Source organism: Clostridium sp. (assembly GCF_022482905.1).
Classification (GTDB): Bacteria; Bacillota; Clostridia; order Clostridiales; family Clostridiaceae; genus Clostridium_B.
Genome location: NZ_JAKVOI010000001.1, coordinates 1,121,278 through 1,144,221 on the forward strand (window position 1 = coordinate 1,121,278; position 22,944 = coordinate 1,144,221).

General features: G+C 35.3%; 21 protein-coding genes. 18 read left to right on the forward strand and 3 right to left on the reverse strand.

Annotated elements, in window-relative coordinates; genetic code table 11:
* Positions 1-18: 18 nt before the first annotated feature.
* The 11 genes from LKE46_RS05585 (at position 19) to LKE46_RS05635 (ending at position 14,528) form a co-directional block, all read left to right on the forward strand.
* Positions 19-1,806 carry a methyl-accepting chemotaxis protein gene (locus LKE46_RS05585; protein ID WP_291719211.1) on the forward strand — a complete coding sequence of 596 codons (1,788 nt, stop codon included), beginning with the start codon at positions 19-21 and terminating at the stop codon, positions 1,804-1,806.
* Between the two features lie 82 nt (positions 1,807-1,888).
* Positions 1,889-3,163 carry a 2-hydroxyacyl-CoA dehydratase subunit D gene (locus tag LKE46_RS05590; protein ID WP_291719213.1) on the forward strand — a complete coding sequence of 425 codons (1,275 nt, stop codon included), beginning with the start codon at positions 1,889-1,891 and terminating at the stop codon, positions 3,161-3,163.
* Positions 3,160-4,845 carry an acyl-CoA dehydratase activase gene (locus tag LKE46_RS05595; RefSeq protein WP_291719215.1) on the forward strand — a complete coding sequence of 562 codons (1,686 nt, stop codon included), beginning with the start codon at positions 3,160-3,162 and terminating at the stop codon, positions 4,843-4,845. The genes LKE46_RS05590 and LKE46_RS05595 overlap by 4 nt, the downstream gene beginning before the upstream one ends.
* A 162-nt stretch (positions 4,846-5,007) precedes the next feature.
* A complete protein-coding gene (locus LKE46_RS05600) occupies positions 5,008-6,477 on the forward strand; it encodes a nitrogenase component 1 (protein WP_291719218.1) in 1,470 nt (489 codons plus the stop codon).
* 127 nt (positions 6,478-6,604) lie between these two features.
* Positions 6,605-7,186, forward strand: coding sequence for an ANTAR domain-containing response regulator (locus LKE46_RS05605; protein ID WP_291719220.1), 582 nt, complete (start codon positions 6,605-6,607; stop codon positions 7,184-7,186).
* A 1-nt stretch (position 7,187) separates the two neighbouring features.
* A complete protein-coding gene (locus LKE46_RS05610) occupies positions 7,188-8,603 on the forward strand; it encodes a sensor histidine kinase (protein ID WP_291719222.1) in 1,416 nt (471 codons plus the stop codon).
* Between the two features lie 233 nt (positions 8,604-8,836).
* Complete coding sequence (locus LKE46_RS05615) at positions 8,837-10,240, forward strand: ethanolamine ammonia-lyase reactivating factor EutA (protein ID WP_291719224.1); 1,404 nt, start codon at positions 8,837-8,839, stop codon at positions 10,238-10,240.
* A 30-nt stretch (positions 10,241-10,270) separates the two neighbouring features.
* On the forward strand, positions 10,271-11,611 hold the full coding sequence (gene eat, locus LKE46_RS05620; RefSeq protein WP_291719226.1) for an ethanolamine permease: 1,341 nt from the start codon (positions 10,271-10,273) through the stop codon (positions 11,609-11,611).
* 21 nt (positions 11,612-11,632) lie between these two features.
* Positions 11,633-13,003, forward strand: a complete 1,371-nt coding sequence (locus tag LKE46_RS05625; protein WP_291719228.1) for an ethanolamine ammonia-lyase subunit EutB — start codon at positions 11,633-11,635, stop codon at positions 13,001-13,003.
* 13 nt (positions 13,004-13,016) lie between these two features.
* Positions 13,017-13,724 carry an ethanolamine ammonia-lyase subunit EutC gene (eutC, locus tag LKE46_RS05630; protein ID WP_291719230.1) on the forward strand — a complete coding sequence of 236 codons (708 nt, stop codon included), beginning with the start codon at positions 13,017-13,019 and terminating at the stop codon, positions 13,722-13,724.
* Between the two features lie 69 nt (positions 13,725-13,793).
* Positions 13,794-14,528 carry a phosphatase gene (locus LKE46_RS05635; protein WP_291719231.1) on the forward strand — a complete coding sequence of 245 codons (735 nt, stop codon included), beginning with the start codon at positions 13,794-13,796 and terminating at the stop codon, positions 14,526-14,528.
* Between the two features lie 66 nt (positions 14,529-14,594).
* Here LKE46_RS05635 and LKE46_RS05640 read toward each other — a convergent pair whose 3' ends face one another.
* Entirely contained in the window at positions 14,595-14,918 is a 324-nt protein-coding gene (locus tag LKE46_RS05640) for a DMT family transporter (RefSeq protein ID WP_291719234.1), read from the reverse strand.
* 266 nt (positions 14,919-15,184) lie between these two features.
* Between LKE46_RS05640 and LKE46_RS05645 the strand changes: the two genes are divergently transcribed.
* The 7 genes from LKE46_RS05645 to LKE46_RS05675 all read left to right on the forward strand — a co-directional run bounded on the left by LKE46_RS05645 (position 15,185) and on the right by LKE46_RS05675 (position 21,547).
* Positions 15,185-17,176, forward strand: a complete 1,992-nt coding sequence (locus LKE46_RS05645) for an alkaline phosphatase family protein (RefSeq protein ID WP_291719236.1) — start codon at positions 15,185-15,187, stop codon at positions 17,174-17,176.
* Between the two features lie 7 nt (positions 17,177-17,183).
* Positions 17,184-17,549, forward strand: a complete 366-nt coding sequence (locus LKE46_RS05650) for a thioredoxin family protein (RefSeq protein WP_291719238.1) — start codon at positions 17,184-17,186, stop codon at positions 17,547-17,549.
* Positions 17,524-18,330 carry an ABC transporter permease gene (locus LKE46_RS05655; protein WP_291719240.1) on the forward strand — a complete coding sequence of 269 codons (807 nt, stop codon included), beginning with the start codon at positions 17,524-17,526 and terminating at the stop codon, positions 18,328-18,330. Before LKE46_RS05650 ends, LKE46_RS05655 begins: the two co-directional genes overlap by 26 nt.
* Positions 18,330-19,370 (forward strand): taurine ABC transporter substrate-binding protein, encoded by a 1,041-nt coding sequence (locus tag LKE46_RS05660; RefSeq protein ID WP_291719241.1) that lies wholly within the window; start codon positions 18,330-18,332, stop codon positions 19,368-19,370. Before LKE46_RS05655 ends, LKE46_RS05660 begins: the two co-directional genes overlap by 1 nt.
* A 12-nt stretch (positions 19,371-19,382) precedes the next feature.
* A complete protein-coding gene (locus LKE46_RS05665; protein WP_291719242.1) occupies positions 19,383-20,219 on the forward strand; it encodes an ABC transporter ATP-binding protein in 837 nt (278 codons plus the stop codon).
* Positions 20,212-20,547, forward strand: a complete 336-nt coding sequence (locus LKE46_RS05670; RefSeq protein ID WP_291719243.1) for a thioredoxin family protein — start codon at positions 20,212-20,214, stop codon at positions 20,545-20,547. Before LKE46_RS05665 ends, LKE46_RS05670 begins: the two co-directional genes overlap by 8 nt.
* Before the next feature lie 94 nt (positions 20,548-20,641).
* Positions 20,642-21,547 (forward strand): LysR family transcriptional regulator, encoded by a 906-nt coding sequence (locus tag LKE46_RS05675; protein WP_291719244.1) that lies wholly within the window; start codon positions 20,642-20,644, stop codon positions 21,545-21,547.
* 25 nt (positions 21,548-21,572) lie between these two features.
* On the opposite strand, the gene LKE46_RS05680 is transcribed toward LKE46_RS05675, so the two are convergent.
* Both LKE46_RS05680 and LKE46_RS05685 read right to left on the reverse strand, forming a co-directional pair.
* Entirely contained in the window at positions 21,573-22,058 is a 486-nt protein-coding gene (locus LKE46_RS05680; RefSeq protein WP_291719246.1) for a dihydrofolate reductase, read from the reverse strand.
* The gene (locus tag LKE46_RS05685; protein WP_291719247.1) at positions 22,058-22,849 is read right to left on the reverse strand and encodes a thymidylate synthase; all 792 of its coding nucleotides are present in this window, start codon (positions 22,847-22,849) and stop codon (positions 22,058-22,060) included. Before LKE46_RS05685 ends, LKE46_RS05680 begins: the two co-directional genes overlap by 1 nt.
* Positions 22,850-22,944 lie beyond the last annotated feature (95 nt).

Genomic DNA, 22,944 nt, shown 5'->3' on the forward strand with positions numbered 1-22,944 from the left:
CATCTCTATAGTTATCTGATGAATGAATTCAACAAGCTAGTATATTTACAAAAATCAGAACGCGGGGTGGATACAATGAATATGCTGGATAAAATAAACAAGTTAGATAAAATAAAAGTAAAAGTAAAAATAGTCAGCGCTTTTTTTATAATAGTTTTGTTAATTGTTGCAGTTGGAATCACAGGAATAACTTCATTAAAAAAGGTAAACTTGAATTCGCAAAATATGTATAGTGACAGCCTTCAAAAAATTTACATGGTATCAAACATTCAGAAGAATTTAATAAAGGATAAAGATGACATAGTACAGTTGACATATTTAAAAAATCCTGCAAAGAATTATGCTTTAAAACAGGACGTTACTACGAATACAAATGCAGATGATATATACATCAAAGATATAGAAAAAATACATATGAAAGATTCAGACAAGAAGCTGTGGGACACGTTCAAAAATCAGCTTCAGCAATACAGAGAGGATAAAAAAAAGATACTGCAGCTTGTTGACAATAGTAATTTTGATGGAGCTGTCAGTGCCTATGAAACAGGAGCAGTTAAATGGGAGCTGATGTTTCAGACTATTGACAGTCTCGTGGCTACAAATTCACTTCAGGCCAAATCGACAAATGACAATAATATGATGGTCTATACTAAATCACGTACCAGCATTATAACATATATTATAGTAGGAATTATTTTTTCATTGTTATTGGGACTGATTCTGACTAGAGAAATAATGAAGCCTTTATTTAAAATAAAAGCTTTTGCAGAAAGACTTGCCTGCTACAATTTTTCTACGCCGATAGCTGTAAGCGGTTCAGATGAATTTTCACAAACCGGGAATGCACTTAATATTGCACAGGAAAATGTCAATAATTTAATAGGAGATATTATGGAAAATTCACAAAATATGAATAATATTAGCAAGAAACTTTTTGATATGTCGGAGAATCTAAAGTCAAGTTTTGAAATTATAAACAATGCTGTAAAGCAGATAACCACTGGTATTCAAGAAACAAGTGTTTCATCGGAAGAAATCAGTGCTTCTGTACAGGAGGTGGATGCAAGTATTGGACAATTATCCGATAAGGCAATGGAAGGAAACAATAATTCAGCACAATCCAAGGAAAGAGCAAGTAAAGTTCAGAAAAAAAGTGAAAAGTCTGTAAATGAGATAGAAAATGTGTATTCACAAACCAGGGAGAAAATAGTCAGGGCTATTGAAGAAGGCAGAGTAGTAGAAAGTATAAGTGCCATGTCAGATACTATAGCATCCATAGCAGAGCAGATAAATTTACTCGCCCTAAATGCAGCAATTGAAGCAGCCAGGGCAGGAGAACACGGTAGAGGTTTTGCAGTAGTAGCAGAGGAAGTTAGAAAATTGGCAGAACAGTCAAGTGAGGCAGTAACAGGTATAAAAGATACAATTGCAAAAGTAAAGGATGCTTTCAAAAATCTGTCTTCTAACAGCAATGAAATATTAAAATTTTTAAATGAAGACATACATTATCAATTTGAAACGTTCAAGGAAGTTGGAAATCAATACTATGAAGATGCGAATTTTTTAAGTTCCATGTCAGAGGGAATAGCATCAATGATGGAAGAAGTCAATGCAACAGTAGATCAAGTAGGTGTTGCAATACAGAATATGGCAGGTGCTGCGCAAAAATCATCTGAAAATACAGATACTATACAGATTAATATAGAGGAAGTGGGCAAAAATATAGGACAAATTACAGAAACATCACGAAATCAATCCCAACTTGCACAGAAGCTCAATGAGATAATTGGAAAATTTAAGATATAGACTAGCCTATAATATTGACAATTTATATCATATCTGATAACGTAAAGACAATAATCAACGTTTGTCTAAAAGAGGTCTTAAAATGGATTTAGTTGAATCTTATGGAAAATACATAAAAAAGAATATACACAATTCATCCAAAGTATTAAGATTACTGAAGATTGGATTTTCTCTAGAAAAATTTCTGGTTTCAAAGTTCAAGAATAAAAATATTTCCCCCTCACTTAATTATTTAAATGAACTATGTCTTGATTTTATACTAAAACCACTTGAAATTCCTCAAAATTCGGCGTTTGTAACTGTATTTTCACCGGTGGAAATACTGCATGCTTTCAATATAAACCCATTTCTTATTGAGGGATTTTCTTCCTTCCTGTCAGGAACTCGATGTGAAGACATATTTATAGATTATGCAGAGAAATGTGGTATTTCAGATACCCTTTGCAGTTATCACAAGGCATTTATAGGATCTGTAGAGGCGGGCGTGGTTCCAAAAACCGAATTTGCGATAACTTCATCCATGATATGTGATGGAAATTTAAATACTATCAGATATGTTTCAGACAAGTATGACATACCATATTATTACATCGATATACCTTATGAGTACAGCAGGGATACGGAGAGATACGTTGTAGGCCAGCTTCATGAATTGGTTGAATTTATTCAGGATATAACAAAAAGAATGTTTTCCGAGGAAAAATTCATGGAGGTCATAAAAATTGAAAATGATACAAAAAGGTACATGCGTAAATTCTACAGGAGGCTTGAGGGAAAGTACTATCCCAATACTCTTACACTTGAAATGTACAGACTATTTGCATCACATCTTGGTATAGGCAGAAGAGAGATACTTGATTTCTACAGGATGCAGTCGGAGGATATAGAAAATTATCCTGATTACAGCGGAAAGAGAATTTTATGGAGCCATATAATGCCATTTTACAGTGAAACCTTTAAAAGTTTCCTCAATTTGAATCCAGACTATCAGCTTTTGGCCTGTGACTATAATTTTGACAATATGGATGAAATGGACTATAAGCATCCCTATGAAGCTGTTGCCAGGAAATTTCTGCAAAACAGGCTCAATGGACCTTTCAATAGAAAAATTGGGAATATAATAAAAATGGCTGAGGATTTCCATACGGATGGTGTTATAAACTTGTGTTCATTTGGATGCAAGGAATGTAGTGGTGGAACCATGCTCTTGAAGAAGGCATTAAAACAGAAAAATATCCCTTATTTATCCATTGATGGTGATGGTGTCGATAGAAGGAATGCCCATGAAGGACAAATAAAAACAAGAGTTGAGGCATTCATGGAAATATTGGACAGTAGATCTGAGGTGATGAAATGATAGGGTATGTGTGCAAGTATACACCTGTTCATATTATAGAGGCATTTGGTGAAAGTACTGTAAAAATTGATCCGAATATTAGAAATTTCAACAATGCGGAAACTATCATGCATCCCAATATATGTACCTATGCGAAGGCAGTTCTTGAAGAATGTATTTCTTCAAATATTGACAGTATAGTTCTTGTAAACTGCTGTGACAGTATCAAGAGACTGTATGACGTTATGAAGGATAATTGCCGCTTCAAATTTGTTTATTTGATAGATGTTCCCAGGAAAAGAAGCAGAGCTTCAGATATGCTTATGAAAAAACAGCTTGAGAAATTTATAAATTCCCTGGAACAATTTACAGGAAAAAGATTTGATGAAGATGAATTTATAAAAAGAGTAAATTCCCACAGCGTTAAAAAAATTGTTAAATCTTCAAATATAAATATTGCCATTATAGGATCTAGAATAAGGGAATCCACGATTAAGCAGATTGAAGGTGCAGGTGCTGCTGTAGATTTCAACTTTACGTGTACGGGAGATTTTGAAAGATCAACCAGGCTTTTAAAAAATGAAGATTTTTTACTTGGATATTCCTCTTTTTTGCTGAACTCATTTCCGTGTATGAGAATGGTGGACAACAGAGAAAGGTTAAAAATTTTGAATGAGAATCTCGGAAATATTGATGGAATAGTATATCACACGACGAAGTTCTGTGATGCCTATTCATTTGAATATGCAAAACTCAAAAGTTCAGTTTCAGTACCGATTTTGAAGATAGAAACAGATTATATTGAGGAAGGCAATGGGCAGATGAAAACGAGAATAGAAGCATTTATTGAAACTATCAAGACAAAGAATAAAACAAAAGAAAAAGATTATACTTACGCAAGTGCAGATGAGGATGTTCTGGTGGCCGGTATAGACAGTGGCTCCACATCTACAAATGTAGTGATAATCAACAAGGATAGGAAAATATTATCCTATTCAGTAGTGAGGACAGGAGCTAAAAGTCAAAATGGAGCAGAAAATGCGATGAAAGAGGCTTTAGAAAAGCTTGATATTGGCATGGACAAATTATCCAGAGTAGTATCTACGGGATATGGACGTGTGAGTATACCTTTTTCAGATGAAGAAATAACCGAGATAACATGTCATGGAAAAGCAGCTTACTTTTTGAATGATTCAATAAGGACAATAATTGATATAGGTGGTCAGGACAGCAAAGCTATAAGGCTGGATGACAAGGGAAATGTCGTTGATTTTGCCATGAATGACAAGTGTGCAGCAGGTACTGGAAGATTCCTTGAAATGATGGGGAGAACTCTTGAAGTTCCACTGGATCAAATGGGACAAAAATCTTTAGATTGGAAAGAGGATATAGATATAACCAATATGTGTACTGTATTTGCAGAATCAGAGGTTGTATCACTTGTTGCGCAGAATAAGGAAATATCAGATATAATTCACGGCTTGAACAAAGCTGTTGCATCAAAGACGGTATCTCTTGTAAACAGGATTGGTAAAAAAGATGGATACATGATGACGGGTGGAGTTGCCAAGAATATTGGGGTGGTAAGATGTATAGAGGAGAAACTTGGCAGTAAGATGTTTATACCTCAAGAACCCCAGATAATAGGTGCACTGGGTGCAGCACTTATTGCATTGGATAAAATTCCAGTGAAAAGTGTTTAAGGGGAGAATAGAAATGAATAATTTGACAAAAGTAATCTTGATAATATATAATAAATAGCATATATTTAAATTTAGTGTTTGGCTGACTGGAATTCCAGAGGCTGTGAATAAGTTATTTCATTCATAGTCTCTGGTTTTATTTATAAAAAAGGAGATGGGATTGTGTCAATTAATATTAAAAGTATAGAAGCTCCAACTAGGGAAAACAGGCTTAAATCCATTACAGGGTATGATGGAAGCATAAAGGATCTTGTCAAAAAAGCACAATGCGGCCAACTTAGAAACAGAGGAAGGTGTTTCAGCCAGGCAAGTAACTGCAGTTCAGGGTGTGCACAGAGTTATCTGGGACGTATAATGGATGCAGCTATTGTAAATCATGGGGCTGTAGGGTGTGCAGCAGACATAATTAGTGAAACTTGTACTTTTAAATGGGGTCTGAATATACGAGATTGGGAAAAGACGAATATAAACGTCATAAATACAAATATGACAGAGGATTCCACGGTATTCGGGGGAAAGAACAAACTGAGGGAAGGTATAAGGGAAGCATACAGGAGATTCAAACCTAAAGCCATATTTGTAACGACATCCTGTGCTTCAGCAATTATAGGAGATGACGTCAAGTCAATTGCAGATGAGATAGAAAGTGAGATAAATATTCCTGTAGTTCCGGTATTGTGTGAAGGCTTCAGATCAAAAATATGGGCATCAGGTTTTGATGCAGCTTTCCATGCCATATTGACCCGTATAGTACAGCCGCCAAGGAAAAAACGTCCTGAACTTATAAATATGATAAATTTCAATGGGAGTGCAAGAGAATATGTAACTGAGATATTTTCCAATCTAGGACTTGTACCTCAATTTGGATTACCCTTTGCCACAATAGAGGAAATATCCAAAATGTCGGAAGCTGCAGCTACAATCAGTATATGCGGTACTCTTGGGAGTTATTTTGGAAATGGACTTGAACAGAAATATGGAGTCCCGTATATAAAAGCTATACAACCTCATGGAATTGCAGGAATGGGCAGCTGGCTCAGAGAGCTTGGAAAAGTAGTCGGTAAGGAAAAAGAAGTTGAGGATTATATAGCTGCTGAAAAAGAAAAGATAAAACCAGAGCTTGCCGAAATCAGAAAAAAACTGAAGGGCATAAAAGCAGTAGTTGGTATGGGACCAAGTTTTTCACACAATTTCATAAGAGTACTTAATGAACTCGGAATTGAAGTAGTACACGGAATTTCATGGCATTATGACCAGCATTACGATCATGGAAGTGTTCCGGAATCATCTATTTTTTTATCTAGAGAGCAAAAAGACATTCCTGTAAGTGTATGTGATGGACAAAATTTTGAAATATTGAATTTATTGAATAAGGTAAAACCGGATCTTTATATAGCACGGCATGGAGGAACCACAGTATGGCCACTCAAGATGGGAATACCGTCCATAATGGTATCGGATGAATATAGTGCTTTTGGATACAGGGGAATTATAAAATTTGGACATAGAATAATAGATGCGCTGGGAAACAATAGCCTGGCAGAAGAACTGTCCAAAAGAGTTAAATTGCCATATACTTCCTGGTGGCTCAAACAGGATGCATTTAAATTTCTTGAAGACAAAGTTGAATAAACAGAATTTACCCATGAATTTTATGAAATTATAGTAATTAACAAGGATTTTGTGATAAAATTATAATTAACTTATAACTTTATCATAAAATCCTTGTTTTTGTTTGTACTGAAAGGAGAATTGAAGTATGCATAGCAGGATATTGCTGGCTGAAGATGAACCTATTACCAGAATGGATATTTCAGAAATACTCACATGTTCCGGATATGAGGTAGTTGGGGCCTCTGATGGACTTGAAGCTGTAGAATTGTGCAGGGTAAACAGACCTGATCTGGTCATTATGGATATAAAAATGCCAAACTTGGACGGGATACAGGCTTCCAAGATTATAATGAAGGAAAAGCTTGCGGATGCTGTAGTCATGCTTACGGCCTATAGCGGAAAAGAGTTCGTGGATGAGGTAAAGGAAATTGGTGTAATTGGTTATGTTGTAAAACCTATAGATGAGAGAACACTAATTCCACAGATTGAAATTGCAATTTCAAAAAGCAAGGAAATAAAAGCAGTAATGGATGAGGCGGCCAATGCAAAACAAAGAGCTGAAAACGTAAGGACAATACATCGTGCAAAAGAAATGCTTATGGATAAATACTCCATAAAGGAGAATGACGCCTATAAAAGGATGAGAAAGCTAAGTATGGACAGGCATTGTACTATTTTGCAGACTTCGAGAAATTTAATTGAAAGATATGGGGGAAAGGTAGATTGATATGCTTAAAGAGTTGTGTATGACATATACGGATTTATCTGACAGTGATATTAATATATTGCAGGACATGGAAAAATATCTCCAGACTATATCTAATCTGGTTAAAGCCGACATTTTTATCGATTGTCTGACCAGGGAATCAGGTACTGCAATTGTAGTTTCAGAAGCCAAGCCTTCAAATTCCACATCTTTGTATAAAGGGTCGGTAGCAGGTCAGTTTGCATTGATGAAAAATGAACCAGCAGCACTAAGGACACTTCAAATAGGGATGGGTACATCGGATCTAAAAGCAGTTACACAGGAGGACAAAGTTGTAAAACAGAATACAGTTCCAATTAAAAATAGTCAGGATGCAGTTATAGGTGTTCTCATAATGGAGAGGGATATAACAGAAGATTTAAGCAAGAACAGAAATATGGAAATATTGTCTGAGACTACGGAACAGCTCAGTCAGACTCTTATGAACCTAAATAATCCACAATTTTCAAGTACAGTGGATTTCAATCTGATAAATGATGGTATTATTATATTTGACCGGTATGGTATTTCTACTTATGCCAATCATATTGCAGAGGAAATATATGTAAAATTTGGATACAAGGATAGAATAATTGGAATGAAATTTCATAATCTGGCACTGAGCAAAACCAGATTTTGTGAAATATTGAAAGAAAATAACTCTGTATATTATGAAGTTTCCATGGGAAAGTTTTCACTGCAGATAAAATATGCAGTACTTAAAAAGAACAGAAGCATATATGGTGTTGTCATGCTAATCAAGGATATAACCGATATAAAGGAAAAAGAAAAACAGCTTATTTTGAAAGCGGTGGCAATACGTGAAATACACCATAGAGTAAAGAACAATCTTCAGACGATAGCAAGTATTTTAAGGCTTCAATCGCGAAGAATAAATAATGAAGAAGCCAGAAGGGCGTTTAATGAAAGTATAGGCAGGATATTGAGTATAGCTGCAACTCATGAGGTGCTGTCACAGAATGGAATTGACGATGTGGATATAAAAACTATATTGTCCAAAATCAAGGATAATGCACTTAGAAATTTTGCACAATATAACAAGAAGATAGATATAAGATTGGTTGGAGACAGTTTTCATGTCAATTCCGACAAGGCCACGTCAATAGCTATAGTATTGAACGAGCTGCTTGAGAATTGTCTTCAGCATGCCTTTGTGAACAGAGCCAGCGGATATATAGAAATAGTTATAAAAAAGGGAATTATGTATTCAAACATATCGGTTATCGACAGTGGAGAAGGTTTTGATGTGAACTTGATTCGAAATGAAAGTCTTGGATTAGATATTGTAAAAAGTATAGTAAAAGACAAATTAAACGGAGATATAGATATTGAATCGAACGACAATGGTACAAAGGCAGTTTTGGGATTCAAAAACTAAGCGATTATCAATAATATAATATTTGTATTGATGATTTTTTATAAATACACTCTTTACATTGATAGATTATTATGATACACTGTATATAAATTATAGATCAAGTGCAATGGGGCATTTGTTTGAGAATCTGTAATTTATCTAAAAACTTATAATTTTGTAGGCAATGGAGCTTAAAATACATTTTTGGTGTTTTAGGCTCTTTTTAGTTCCAGAGGTCCGGAAGGTGATTTCAAATGAACAAAGTACTGAGTGTAGGAATTGATATTGGTACAACTACCACGCAGATTGTATTTAGTGAACTTACAATACAAAATACGGCAGGTTCATTTCTTGTACCTAGAATTAAAATTGTAGATAAAAATATAATCTACAAAAGCAATATATACTTTACGCCACTTGTATCCAGAGAAACCATAGATCTTTTGGAACTGGAGCATATCATAGAGAAGGAATATGATATGGCATGTGTAAAAAAGGATGATATTTCAACTGGTGCAATAATAATGACAGGCGAAACTGCCAGAAAGGAAAATGCAGAAAAAATTTTGAATATTCTGTCTGACTTTGCCGGAGATTTTGTGATTGCAACTGCAGGAGCAGATCTTGAATCAATACTTGCAGGATGTGGATCAGGAGCTATGGAGACATCTAAAAATATTTCAGGAAAAGTCATGAATTTCGATATAGGAGGGGGGACAACAAATGTTTCTGTATTTCAGAATGGAAAGATAGCTGACTGTTTTGCTCTCGATATAGGAGGGAGGTTGATACAGCTTGATAGTGAAGGAAATACAATTTATATTTCTCATAAGATAATGCCGTTGATAGAAAATTTGAATTTGAATATCAGAATTGGAATTAAAGCAGAATTTATGGATTTATATAATTTATGTAAAAAATTTGCACATATTATTTTAAAAATTGGAAATAAAGTAGATTTATCAGACGAAGAAGTAAGACTTTTTATAGGGCATGAAAATAGAAAATTCAAAACAGAAGTATTTATGTTTTCCGGAGGTGTTGCAGAATTTGTATATAGCGACTATGAGGTAGCCAAGCTTGAGGATACTTTAAAGTATGGGGATATAGGCCCCCTTCTTGGAAATTGTATAAGAGACAGTTTGAAAGAAAAAAATTATAGCTTTATGGAAACAAAAGAAAAAATAAGGGCAACGGTAATAGGAGCTGGAAGTCATTCTGTGAAAATAAGCGGAAGTACCATAGTTTTTGATGAAAATATACTTCCAATGAAGAACGTACCTATAATCAAAGCCGAGAATGATTTACCGCAAAATGATATTTATAAATATGTATCACATAAAATAAGCATGTACTGTAATTCTCCTGTAGCTGTTTCCTTTAGAGGGCCTGTAAGCCCATCGTATGCTCAAATACAGAAGATGGCAGATTCAATAATACAATGCTTTAAAGTTATAAGAAATTTTCCAATAATAGTAATTGTAGAAAATGATTTTGCAAAGGCACTTGGACAGGCTATAAAAATAAAATGTGAATTAAATAGAAAGGTAATATGTCTGGATGGGATTTCAACTGAAAATGGAGATTACATAGACATTGGGAGAGCTATATCCGGTGTGATACCTGTTTCAGTTAAAACATTGATATTTGACAATTAATAGAAAGTATAGTTTTAGGAGGAGATCTTAATGAAAAGTGAATTGAAAAAGACATTATCGCCATTTCAATTGTGGGCCATTATAGTTGGAATGGTAATATCGGGAATGTATTTTGGATGGAATAATGCATTGGCATTTGCAGGACCTGTTGGATTCATAATAGCAATAATAATTGTAACGCTCTTTTATACAGCTTTCATGTTTAGTTATGCAGAACTGGCAACTGCAATACCTGATGCAGGAGGATCTGCAGAATATGCAAACAGGGCAATGGGAAGATTTGGAGGATTTTTGGCAGGATTTTCGTCAATAGTTGAATTCTTGTTTGCTACTCCTGCAATAGCTATATCCATAGGTGCGTATATTCATTTTATAGTACCTGCGGTACCTATAACTGCAGCTGCACTTGTTGCCTATGGAATTTTTGTAATTATAAATTGTGGAGGAGTCAAGACAGCAGCTATAATTGAAACAATTGTTACTGTGGTTGCAATTGTGGGACTCTTGATATTTGCAGCAGCAAGTTTTACACATGTAGATACCACAAAGATAATAGGACAGGATGCCTTCAGAGGCGGCATTGGCGGAGTATTTAATGCCATACCATTTGCCATATGGTTTTATCTTGCAGCAGAAGGCGGAGCAATGTCTGCGGAGGAATGTAAAAATCCAAGAAAAGACGTACCAAAGGGATTCATACTTGCAATACTCACACTTGTTGTACTGGCGCTTATAACTTTCGTATGTACGGCAGGAGTGATGGATGCCAAAGTACTTGGTTCAACTGATTCACCACTTCCGGATGCACTTGATGCAATATATGGAAAAGGAAACGTATTTTCCAAACTGATGAGCTTTATAGGATTATTTGGACTTGTAGCCAGTTTGCATGGAATAATAATAGGATATTCAAGACAGATATTTGCAATGTCGAGGTCAAGGTATCTACCTAAAGTGCTTTCAAAAGTAAATTCAAAAGCATCTCCGGTAATGGCTACGATCATACCGAGCCTTATAGGCATGTTGTTCGTACTCTTGAACAGTACTGCCATAATTATAGTGATTTCAAGCTTTGGAGCTATTATCCTCCATGCCATAAGCATGATTGCACTACTGCTTCTGAGGAAAAAGGAACCTGATCTGGAACGACCATACAAGGTAGCAATAGCTCTCCCGATAATATCCGTTATACTTGATGTAATTTTGCTTGTAACTGTGGGTTACTCGAATATATCAACTGTATCTTTTGTAGTAGGAGCCTATGTACTCGCAACTGTATATTATTTCATATATTCCAAAGTTGCAAAAACTTCTTCATTATCCGAAGGGGAGATATCCGAAAAGATTACGGAGCAGGATAAAGCAATCTAAAATTATAAGACAGGTGATTTTATGAATTTAAAAACTACTTTGTTCAATAAAGTATATCAGTTCAGGGATGTAAAAGATGTGCTTGCAAAGGCAAATGAAAAAAAATCCGGGGATGTACTGGCAGGTATTGCAGCTTCAAGTACTGCTGAAAGAATTGCAGCCAAGATTGTACTGTCTGACATGACATTGAAGGATATAAGAAATAATCCGGTGGTTCCATATGAAAATGATGAAGTAACACGGGTGATACAGGATTCATTGGATGGTGAGACATACGATAAAATAAAATATATGACGGTAGGCGAACTTAGAGAATTTATATTGATGTCTGATGAATATGGTATAAAAAATATAAGAAATGGACTGACTTCAGAAATGGTTTCTGCGGTTACCAAATTAATGAGCAACATGGACCTTGTATATGCTGCCAGAAAAATTTGCAATACGGCCTGCTGCAATACGAAAATAGGCGAAAAGGGAACACTTTCATCAAGACTCCAGCCCAATCATCCATCTGATGATACGGAGGGAATAATGGCATCCGTTATGGAAGGAATGAGCTATGGTGTTGGAGATGCAGTAATTGGGCTGAATCCTGTAAATGACAGTATTGACAGTGTATCCAGGATTTTGACGAAGTTCAATGAATTTGTTTCTGAATGGAATATTCCAACACAGAATTGTGTTCTTGCACACGTTACAACGCAGATGGAGGTATTGAAGAGGGGAATACCAATGGATCTGATGTTCCAAAGTATAGCAGGCTCGGAGATATCAAACAGAAGTTTTGGAATAAGTACGGAACTTATGGATGAAGCCTACTTGTCAATGAGAGAAAATAAGCATTCAAAAGGAAATAATTTCATGTACTTTGAGACAGGACAGGGTTCCGAGCTTTCATCTGACGGTAACAATGGTGCGGATCAACTTACTATGGAGGCAAGATGCTATGGATTTGCAATGAGGTACAAGCCATTTCTGGTAAATACAGTTGTAGGATTTATAGGACCTGAATATTTGTACGATGGAAGTCAGGTCATAAGGGCGGGACTTGAGGATCACTTCATGGGAAAACTTACGGGACTTCCTATGGGGGTTGATGTATGTTATACAAATCATATGAAGGCGGATCAGAATGATATGGACAATCTTGCCCTGCTTCTGACAAATGCAAATTGCAATTATTTTATGGGTGTTCCTTGTACAGACGATGTAATGCTCATGTACCAGTCTACAAGCTACCATGATATTGCCTCATTGAGAGAAATTACTGGAAAAACTCCGATCAAGGAGTTTGAACGCAGAATGGAAGAGCTTGGCATATTGGAAGATGGAAAACTTACCGATATAGCCGGCGACCCTGCACTGTTTTTAAAAAAATCAATTGTTTAGGTGGGATGAAGCTGTGAACAGTAATTATGAAATTTACAGGCGTATGAAAGAATCTACAAATGCAAGAATTTGTGTCGGGAGAGCAGGCAGCAGATATAAAACCGAAACACTTCTGAAATTGAGGGCGGATCATGCTGTAGCCATGGATGCAGTATGGTCTTGTGTAGACGAGTCAGTTATAGACAGGCTTGGGTTCCTAAAGGTGCAGACCATGTCAAAGGATAAGGAAGAATATATACAGAGACCTGATCTTGGCAGGAAGTTTTCGGAGAAAACCATGAAATATATAATCAGCAAATGTACTAAGAATCCCGATGTGCAGATAATAGCAGGAGATGGGCTGAGTTCGCCTGCTATTACAGTTAATCTTGAAGATATATACAATATAATAACAGATGGACTTAAGGCAAAGGGGTATAAAATAGGTACTCCCATATTTGTAAAATATGCAAGAGTGGCAACCATGGACAAAATAAGTGAGACTCTGAATGCAGAGGCCACAATAATACTCATAGGTGAAAGGCCGGGACTTGCAACCGGTGAAAGTATGAGCAGCTATATGGCTTATAGGGCAAGTACTAAAAAGAATGAATCACAGAGAACCGTAGTTTCAAATATACACAAATATGGAACTCCACCTGTGGAAGCAGGTGCCCAAATAGTAGATTTGATAGATCTGATGATAAGAGAAAAGAAAAGTGGCGTTGATTTGAAGATATGATTGCTTTGACTTGCTGTGGTATAATTTAGGTGTATATCAGTTTTAGAGGTGAAAGGTAGGTATTAGTTTATGAAATATCCTGTTGACTTACATACACATACTGTAGCAAGTGGACATGCATACACCACTCTGTTGGAAAATGCAGAATATGCCAGCAAAATAGGAATTCAAATTTTAGGAACTACAGATCATGCACCAAGTATGCCCGGTGCACCGCACATATGGTATTTTGAAAATTTCAGAGCTCTGCCAAGAAAAATTTTCGGAGTTACAATGCTGTATGGTTCTGAAACAAATATTGTTGATTATGAAGGCAATATTGATCTGCCGGTGGAAACACAGGAAAAACTCGATGTTATCATAGCAAGTATGCATGACCCGGTAATGAAGCCAAATAAAAATATAGATTTGAATACCCAGGCTTTCTTGAACGTAATGGATAATCCGAGAGTTGATATAATAGGCCACTCCGGTAATCCAAGTTTTCCTATCGACGAGGAAGCTTTAATAAAAAAAGCAAAAGAGAAGGACATTCTAATTGAGATAAATAATAGTTCTTTTGTAAGATCAAGAGTAGGAAGCGACAAAACATGTACAAAAATAGCACGACTGTGTAAAGATTATAATGTAAAAATAATATTGAACAGTGATGCCCACTGCTGTTTTCATATCGGCAATTTTGATGCTGCATTAAAAATGTTGAAAAGCATAAATATGCCTGAAGAACTAATTATAAATAGAAATACAGAAGAAGTACTTAATTACTTGAAAAGCAGGGGAAAGAAAATCGAATTGCACAAGTAACTTATTTGGGCACCGGATATTTACAGTATCTGGTGCCTTTTTATGTAAAGGTGCAGTTTTTCTTTCTTAACGGCTTACACCGCTTAAATTTAGGCCTATTATTCCTGTAATAATCAGGATTATGGATATTACTTTGGTCATGTTTATTGACTCTTTAAAAAATGCTACTCCAAGAATTGATATTACTGTAATGCCAACACCCGACCATATTGCATATGCAATACTTACTTCTATTTTCTTGAGAGCCAGCGAAAATATACTGAAACACAGAAAATATGCAATAAACATACCTACAGATGGAATTAGCCTTGTCAATCCATTGGATATTTTCATAAGTGAAGTACCTATTAATTCCAGCGCAATTGCCAAAAATAAAAAAAGCCAGTACATTGGATGATCTCCTTGTGTAAATTTTATAGTTACAATATAACATAGATAAAAAGTAATGTATATATGGTCGATGGGTACTGACCATAATTAAAATTTATTGTGGGTATAAATATTAGTTAATTGACAGTAAGTATTAAATGCTATAACATGTACCTAAATTAATTGTTGACCAGAAAGACTGGAGACAAATCTTCATACAGTGTATAACTGTATGTTGAATTTGTTGTCCGGTCTTTTTTAGTTAAATATATTTCAAGGAGGAAAAAATGTCAAACAACAATGCAAAAACTAAAAAAGTACTTCTATTGGGCCTGGATGGAGCAGATGCACTTCAAGTAAAAAAATATGTATCGGAAGGTAAACTGACAAATTTTGAAAAAGTAATATCACAGGGTGTTACAACAAGAAACTATTCTATGAGAAGTGTACTGCCTGCAATTACTCCGCCCAATTGGGCATCTTTAGCTACTGGTGCGTTTCCAAACACCCATGGTATAACGTGTTTTTGGAATCATACTCTTGGCAATCCACTGGATCAGCTGGATTATGGTTTTGATTCAAGATTGTTGAAAGCAGAGACCATATGGGAAGCTTATGCCCGCTCGGGTAAAAAGAGTATATTGTTCAATTACCCAACTGCATGGCCGCCAAAGACTGAAGATGATATATATATAGATGGTACAAGCATATATACCAATTTAAGGGGATATGTAGATTATGAGAAAGTGTATAACTGCATTGAAGGAGATTTTCCTATAAAGGAAGTCCCTCATATATTGGACAATACAGGAACTGACTGCAGGGTTGAAGGAGAAGTTTCTTCAGTAAAAGCTGATATAAGTAAATCAGAATATGATGGATACGGGTATACTGCACCTGATATTGTTACATCCGAAGAAACAGGTGAAGCTTCTTCAGATGTTCCCAATGCCGATCAAATAACAACTCCCATCAAGTCCGCTTCTGGATGGAAAAATGCACCTGATGGTGCAAAGGAAGTGATACTTCCAGTGAACAGTGGCATGGCTAGAAGGTATGGACTCATAGTAGCAGGGGATGGGAAAAATTATGACAGCATAAGGATATATGGCAGCAGGAATGATGAAGAACCTATTGGAGAGGCAAAAGCAGGTGAGTGGAGCAGCTGGATATATGATACTTACAGAATAGAAGGTAAAAATACCAAAGTAGCTTATAAGATAAGGGTAATCGACATAGAAGGTGACGGAAGCAAATTGAAATTCTATTATTCGTTTGTACTGGATTTAAATAAAGGAAAATATTTTTATCCGGATAAAATAGGGAGAGAAATATATGACAAAATAGGTCCCATGCTTCAGCCTTCAAATTATGACAGGTTAAATGAAACTGCTGATAAAATTATGATTGAGTCCATTACAGAAATGTATGATTGGCACGTAAAAGCTATTGATTATTTACTGGATAATAAAGAATGGGATCTTTTTTATGTTCACATGCATGGAATAGATATGTACAATCACTTTTATCTGGACTATACGTTTAAGGAGACTTCAGAAGAATATAAGAGATATCAGGAGTTAATATACAAAATATATGAATTAAACGATAAGTTTATTGGTGAAATGTTGAAAAGACTTGATGGAGAAACAACTATATTTATAGTTTCAGATCATGGTGGTGTAGGTAAAAACCCTAAAACGGACTTTCCTCTAATAGGAGATATGTGGGGAATAAATACAGGAATAATGGGGGAACTTGGATACACCAGGCTGAAGGAAGTAAACGGTAAACTGCAGATAGACTGGCAGAATACTACTGCAATTTCTCAAAGAGCTACCTTCATATATATAAATTTAAAAGGAAGAGACCCTGAGGGGATTGTTGATCCTGAAGATTATGATGATCTTGTAAAAAAGATAATAGATGATTTATACAATTATAGAGATCCTAAAACTGGAAAGAGAATAATAAGTTTTGCATTAAATAGAAAAGATATGGAGGTACTTGGATTAGGCGGTGAAAATTGTGGAGATATATTCTATATACTGGAGCCTGAATTTACTAGATGTCATGGAAATGGATTAAGCAATCATGAACTTTTGGGACATTCCATGAGGGCATTGTTTGCAGCAGTAGGTGCTGGAATAAAGAAAGGCGAAATTATTGACAGAAATGTTGGAGTCGAGGATATAGTTCCAACTATAAGTTACCTTGCAGGAGTTGCCGTTCCGGGAAATGTTGAAGGTGGAATAATATATCAGGCATTGGAGGAATAATCATTTTATGAATAAGAGTACTATTTTAAATATTGATGAGAAAAATTTTGATAAGCTTACGTTCGATAATAGTATTCCTGTAATAGTACTATTTTATGCAAAAAGGTGTGGAGTCTGCAAGATGCTCTATCCAATTCTGGAGGAAATAGCTGAGGACTATTTTGGCAAGTTAAAGATTTATTCAGCTGATGTAGACAGATATGAATCATTGGCACAAAGATTTAGGCTAAAAGGTATACCTACACTTTTAATGTTTAGAGATGGAGAGATTGTAGAAAAAACTACAGGGTTTAATAATAAAGAAAATTTGGACAATATAATAAAATACCGTTTAAGGAATGATTTTGATGTTAAACAACACAGTAAAAAATAATCTTGCCGGGCAGAAATACAGGGTTGTTTCCATAATGTCGGTTATCATAGTATTTCTACTTTGGTATATAGGCAGTAAATTGAATTTGTTCAATCCTGTATTTTTGCCGTCACCAGCAACTGTCTGGTCGGCATTTGTTGAAATTTTGAAAGAAGGATATAAAGGCCATTCCCTGTATTTTCACATATTTGCAAGCATGAGGAGATTGTTTATAGCATTGTTTTTTGCTTTTATAACAGCAGTACCTTTGGGAATTGCAGCTGGCAGTTCAAGGCTGCTGCAGGCCATATTGGATCCATTCATTGAATTTTACAGGCCACTTCCGCCACTTGCATATTATACACTGTTGGTATTGTGGTTTGGAATAACTGACGTTTCAAAAATAATGCTGTTGTTTTTAAGTGGGTTTGCCCCATTATTCATCAATACGGTATTCAGTGTTAAAAAAATACCTAAAGACAGGATAAATGGATGCAAGTCCCTTGGGGCGGCCAAATTCAAATTATTTATTTATGTTGTATTTCCATCCTGTCTTCCGGATATATTGACAGGACTTAGGACTGCAGTGGGAGTATCCTATGCTACATTGGTAGCTGCTGAAATGGTGGCTGCAGTTTCTGGAATTGGCTGGATGGTATTGGATGCAAGCAAATTTTTAAGGAATGATGTGGTCTATATGGGGATTGTAATTATGGGCATAATTGCTATATTTATTGATGCCTGCATAAGACTGCTGCTTAGAAAAACATCACCGTGGATTGAAAAAGAGGGGGAAAAATAATGAAAATAAAAAGATATTTTAGAAGTACATTGGTATTGTTGATTATAGGAATTTTAACTTTTGCAGCAGGATGCCAGAATGGAAGCAAATCAAGTTCTGGAACTGCAGGAGATAAGCCTAAGGAGATACGAATTGGATATATGACTTCTCCAAATGGAGAACTTCTTGCAAAAGCAAATGGAGCTGTTGAGAAGAAGTTCCCGGGAACAAAAATATCATGGATAAAATTTGATGCAGGCCGTGATATAATTACGGCTATGGCAAGTGGATCTTTGGATTTGGCTACTATAGGAACACCTCCTGCAGCATCGGGAATAGCAAATAATTTACCCTATTATGTATATTATCTGGATGATATTATAGGAGACAGTGAGGCTCTTGTAGTCAAAAAGGATTCAGGAATAAATTCAATTGATGATATAAAGGGAAAGAAAATAGCTACTACTTTTAGTTCAACTTCTCATTTTAGTTTGATCAATGCCTTGAAATTAAATGGCATCCAGGAATCACAGCTGACAATTCTTGATATGCAGATGCCGGATATATTGGCTGCATGGCAGAGAGGGGATATTCAGGGAGGCTATGTATGGGAAACTACAAAATCCAAACTTCTGGCTGATGGTGGAAAGGTTATTGTAAGTTCGGGAGATTTAGCTAAAAAAGGAGCTATTACAGGTGAACTCGGCATTGTCCGTAAAGATTTTGCAGATAAATATCCTGATACTATGAAACAATATATTTCTGTATTGAATGATTCTGTGCATGAATACAAACAAGAGCCTGAGAAATCTGCTGCAGCCCTTTCAAAAGAATTGGGATTATCGGAGCAGGATACACTTAAGTCCATGAAAGAAATAATTGTTTTAGATGCCAGGGAACAAGCAGACCCAAAATATCTTGGTACATCGAGTAAACCAGGTGATTTTGGAAAATTATTAAAGAGTACAGGTGATTATCTTCTGACACAGAAGTCTATAAAATCTTCGCCGGAATTATCAGTGTATCAAAAAGCCATACTGACCAAGTTGTATGATAAATAAAGGGGGATATTTATGAGTTCTATAGAATTACTGTCAGAATATACATGCTTTAACCAGAAAAGTGCAGAAGCAAATATATCCCTTGAAAATATAAGCTTGAATTATAACCAGCCGGGAAAGGAATTTCGTGCTCTTGAAAATATCAACCTTCAACTATGCAGTGATGACTTTGTATGTGTACTTGGACCTTCAGGATGTGGGAAATCCTCGCTTTTAAATATTATTGCAGGCTATCTGAAGCCATCAAAGGGAAATGTTTTTATAGATGGCAATCCTCATACACGTCCGGATCCACAGGTAGGTGTAGTTTTTCAACAACCCAGTTTACTTCCCTGGCTCAATATACAAAAAAATATTGAATTTGGATTGAAAATGAAAGGAGTATCCAAATTAAAAAGGACAGAAATAGCTTCTCACTATTTGGAATTAGTTGGTTTACAAGATTATAATAAATCATATCCGCACCAGCTTTCAGGAGGAATGAAACAAAGAGCTGCAATTGCAAGAACTCTGGCTGCCGATCCGAAGATAATACTTTTGGATGAACCTTTTAGTGCTCTTGATGCACTCACACGTGAAAAAATGCAGAAACATCTTTATTTTATATGGCAGCAGACTCGAAAATGTTTGTTCTTTATTACCCATGATGTAGATGAAGCACTTTTACTTGGCAATAGAATTATTATCATGCACTCCAATCCAGGAAGGATTGTCAAAGAATATAAGAATCCCCTTGTTAGATCTGGAGGGCAAAATTTCAGAACACTTAGGTCACAGAAAGAGTTTTTTGAAATGAGGGAGTATTTAATAGATCAGATACAGGAAGATGATGAAGAGAAATATGAATAGATTGACGCTAAAAAAAATTGATGAAAGGGAATTTGATAAATTTACTTTTGAAAGTAATACACCATCTCTGGTATTATTTGGAGCTAGAAGATGTAAAGTATGCAGGGAACAGATCCCGATTGTAGAGCGGATAGCCTACAAGTACAGGGAAAAGATTGAAATGTACTGGGTAGATGTAGACAAATATGAAGATTTATTTTATAGATTTAGACTGCAGGGAATACCTAATATAGTTATATTTAATAATGGGGAGATTATAAAAAAAATTCGCGGGCTTAATTCAGAAGAAATTCTAATTGAAATAATAGAAGATATTTTGGACGTTTAATAAATATACAAATGTTATATGATAAGTTTGTAAACAAGTATTACTGCATGATATAATTACTTAAAATGCAGGTATGAAGGAGGAAAATTATATTATGCGGTTAGATCAACTTTATCATATAGTGGAGGTTGCCCAGTCAAAATCCATTTCTATGGCTGCTGAGAGAAGCTATATGTCACAGCCTGCAATTAGTTCGTCTATTTCAAAATTAGAACTTGAATTGGGTGTTGAACTTTTTAAAAGAACTAATAAGGGAATGTTACCCACAGAAATAGGAAAAGTTGTAATAGAAAAAGCGTCTAGTATTATAGATCAGATAGAGGATATAAAGAATATTACCAGAAACAGCGCTGAAGAGCTTACAGGGGATATAAGTATTGCAGTGGAACCAAGTTTTTGCAATACAATAATGGTAAATATACTTACTACATTCAAATATAAACACCCTAAAGTAAATTTAATGGTAAAGATCGGTGAATCGAATGATGTATTACATGATGTACTCTCTGGGAAAGCTGACATAAGCATCAATCTAAAGACAGAGCAGTATATGAAATCCAGCGATATTATTGTAAAAAAGCTATTTCAAGACAGGCTTATGGTAATTGCAGCCCAAAATTCCTTATTGGGAAATAAAAAAGAAATTTCTATAAAAGAGGCATTAAAATATCCTGTGGCACTCTATAATACAGGATATGAAACAAGTTGTGCAGTTTCTCAGATATTAAGAAAATATAGTAATTTTGAAATTGCATATAGACTCGATAACTTAAATGTAATAGAGGAGTTTGTGGGAAGCGGTGCATGTATATCATTTGTTCCCAAAATGATGCTTAATTATTATAAAGGCTCCAATTCAATACGTACACTTCTTATAAACGATGTTAATCTGGAAATAGAAGTGATAATGGTGATCAATAAAAGACACAGAATTTCTAACATTGAAAAAGAGCTGATAAATACAATTAAATCATTATGTCCGCGGTGTGAATTCAGTTAAATTGACATTATCAGCATTTTTGTGCCTAAGAAGGCTTTTTTTCAAGAGTTACGAAGCTGTATTCAATGCCATCATCACAGTGCTTTTCATACTCTATTATATTGTAGTCATTACTGCTGAATTCAGGGAAATAAGTATCACCATTTTCAGAAGAAATTATTTTTGTAAGATATAATTTACTGCAGTAGGGAAGCAATTGTCTGTAGATTTCACCGCCGCCTATTATAAAAACTTGCTCCGCAGAATCTGAATATTTTAAAATATCATTGATATCATGAATTATTTTAACATTGTCATTAGGTACTGAATATTTTTTATCCCTGGTTATAACTATATGATTTCTTCCTGGAAGTATTCCAGGAAGGGATTCAAAGGTTTTTCTTCCCATTACTATGGTTTTCCCGAATGTTATGGTTTTGAATCTTTTAAGATCCTCTGGTATATGCCATATAAGTTTATTGCCCCTGCCTATTAAATTGTTCTGATTAAGTGCAGCAATTATGTTAAGCATCAAACGGCCACCTCCATACTGATCTTTTCATGGTGTCTGTAGTTTATAAGCTTGATATCATCTATGGAAAACTCATAAAATTTTTTTATTTCAGGATTTATCCAAAGTTCCGGTGCACTATATGCCTTGTTTTTCCTTGTGAGCTGCAATTTCATTCCGTCTATTTGATTTTCATAAATGTGAGCATTATTTACAATATGGGTAAATAGACCCGGGGTGAGACCTGTAACATTAGCTATCAAATGAACAAGAACTGCATACTGGCACATGTTAAATGGAACTCCAAGAGGAAAGTCCCCGCTTCTCTGAACTAGCATACAGTTAAGTCTTTTATCCTGTACATCCCATAGAGTTTCATAACAGCAGGGTTGAAGCGCCATGTCGGGAAGATCTCCAATATTCCACATGGACATAATCATTCTTCTGTTTTGAGGGTCTGTCCTTAAAGTATCTATTAATTTGTCAATTTGTTTGAATTTTGAAATCTGATATCCATAGGCTTTTCCTATAGTACCGTCATCCAGCATCCATTCATCCCATATATGTACGTTCTGTTCCTGAAGTTTTAGTACATTGTTTGACTGGTCTCTGTATATCCATAATAGTTCTTTTACAGCTGTTTTGAAAGCTACAAACTTCGTAGTTAATATGGGAAATTCTTTTGAAAGATCAAATTGCATTATCTGGTGTGGAAGCTTAAATGTAGCTATACCAGTTCTGTTTTGAGAGTAGTATCCTCCTTTTAAAATATTTTCTACGATATCTAAATATTGTTTATCAGCAGTACTCATTCTATTTCCTCCAAAATAAATATGATATAATACAAAAGTATTATATCATATTTTGGATTGATTTAAATTGCATACATTATTTCCCTGGTAATAAT

Excerpts from the sequence above, each read along its gene's own strand:
- LKE46_RS05585 (WP_291719211.1), top strand. The coding sequence starts at position 19 with ATGAATGAATTCAACAAGCTAGTATATTTACAAAAATCAGAACGCGGG.
- LKE46_RS05590 (WP_291719213.1), top strand. The coding sequence starts at position 1,889 with ATGGATTTAGTTGAATCTTATGGAAAATACATAAAAAAGAATATACAC.
- LKE46_RS05595 (WP_291719215.1), top strand. The coding sequence starts at position 3,160 with ATGATAGGGTATGTGTGCAAGTATACACCTGTTCATATTATAGAGGCA.
- LKE46_RS05605 (WP_291719220.1), top strand. The coding sequence starts at position 6,605 with ATGCATAGCAGGATATTGCTGGCTGAAGATGAACCTATTACCAGAATG.
- LKE46_RS05610 (WP_291719222.1), top strand. The coding sequence starts at position 7,188 with ATGCTTAAAGAGTTGTGTATGACATATACGGATTTATCTGACAGTGAT.
- LKE46_RS05615 (WP_291719224.1), top strand. The coding sequence starts at position 8,837 with ATGAACAAAGTACTGAGTGTAGGAATTGATATTGGTACAACTACCACG.
- eat (WP_291719226.1), top strand. The coding sequence starts at position 10,271 with ATGAAAAGTGAATTGAAAAAGACATTATCGCCATTTCAATTGTGGGCC.
- LKE46_RS05625 (WP_291719228.1), top strand. The coding sequence starts at position 11,633 with ATGAATTTAAAAACTACTTTGTTCAATAAAGTATATCAGTTCAGGGAT.
- LKE46_RS05635 (WP_291719231.1), top strand. The coding sequence starts at position 13,794 with ATGAAATATCCTGTTGACTTACATACACATACTGTAGCAAGTGGACAT.
- LKE46_RS05640 (WP_291719234.1), bottom strand. The coding sequence starts at position 14,918 with ATGTACTGGCTTTTTTTATTTTTGGCAATTGCGCTGGAATTAATAGGT.
- LKE46_RS05645 (WP_291719236.1), top strand. The coding sequence starts at position 15,185 with ATGTCAAACAACAATGCAAAAACTAAAAAAGTACTTCTATTGGGCCTG.
- LKE46_RS05650 (WP_291719238.1), top strand. The coding sequence starts at position 17,184 with ATGAATAAGAGTACTATTTTAAATATTGATGAGAAAAATTTTGATAAG.
- LKE46_RS05655 (WP_291719240.1), top strand. The coding sequence starts at position 17,524 with ATGTTAAACAACACAGTAAAAAATAATCTTGCCGGGCAGAAATACAGG.
- LKE46_RS05660 (WP_291719241.1), top strand. The coding sequence starts at position 18,330 with ATGAAAATAAAAAGATATTTTAGAAGTACATTGGTATTGTTGATTATA.
- LKE46_RS05665 (WP_291719242.1), top strand. The coding sequence starts at position 19,383 with ATGAGTTCTATAGAATTACTGTCAGAATATACATGCTTTAACCAGAAA.
- LKE46_RS05670 (WP_291719243.1), top strand. The coding sequence starts at position 20,212 with ATGAATAGATTGACGCTAAAAAAAATTGATGAAAGGGAATTTGATAAA.
- LKE46_RS05675 (WP_291719244.1), top strand. The coding sequence starts at position 20,642 with ATGCGGTTAGATCAACTTTATCATATAGTGGAGGTTGCCCAGTCAAAA.
- LKE46_RS05680 (WP_291719246.1), bottom strand. The coding sequence starts at position 22,058 with ATGCTTAACATAATTGCTGCACTTAATCAGAACAATTTAATAGGCAGG.
- LKE46_RS05685 (WP_291719247.1), bottom strand. The coding sequence starts at position 22,849 with ATGAGTACTGCTGATAAACAATATTTAGATATCGTAGAAAATATTTTA.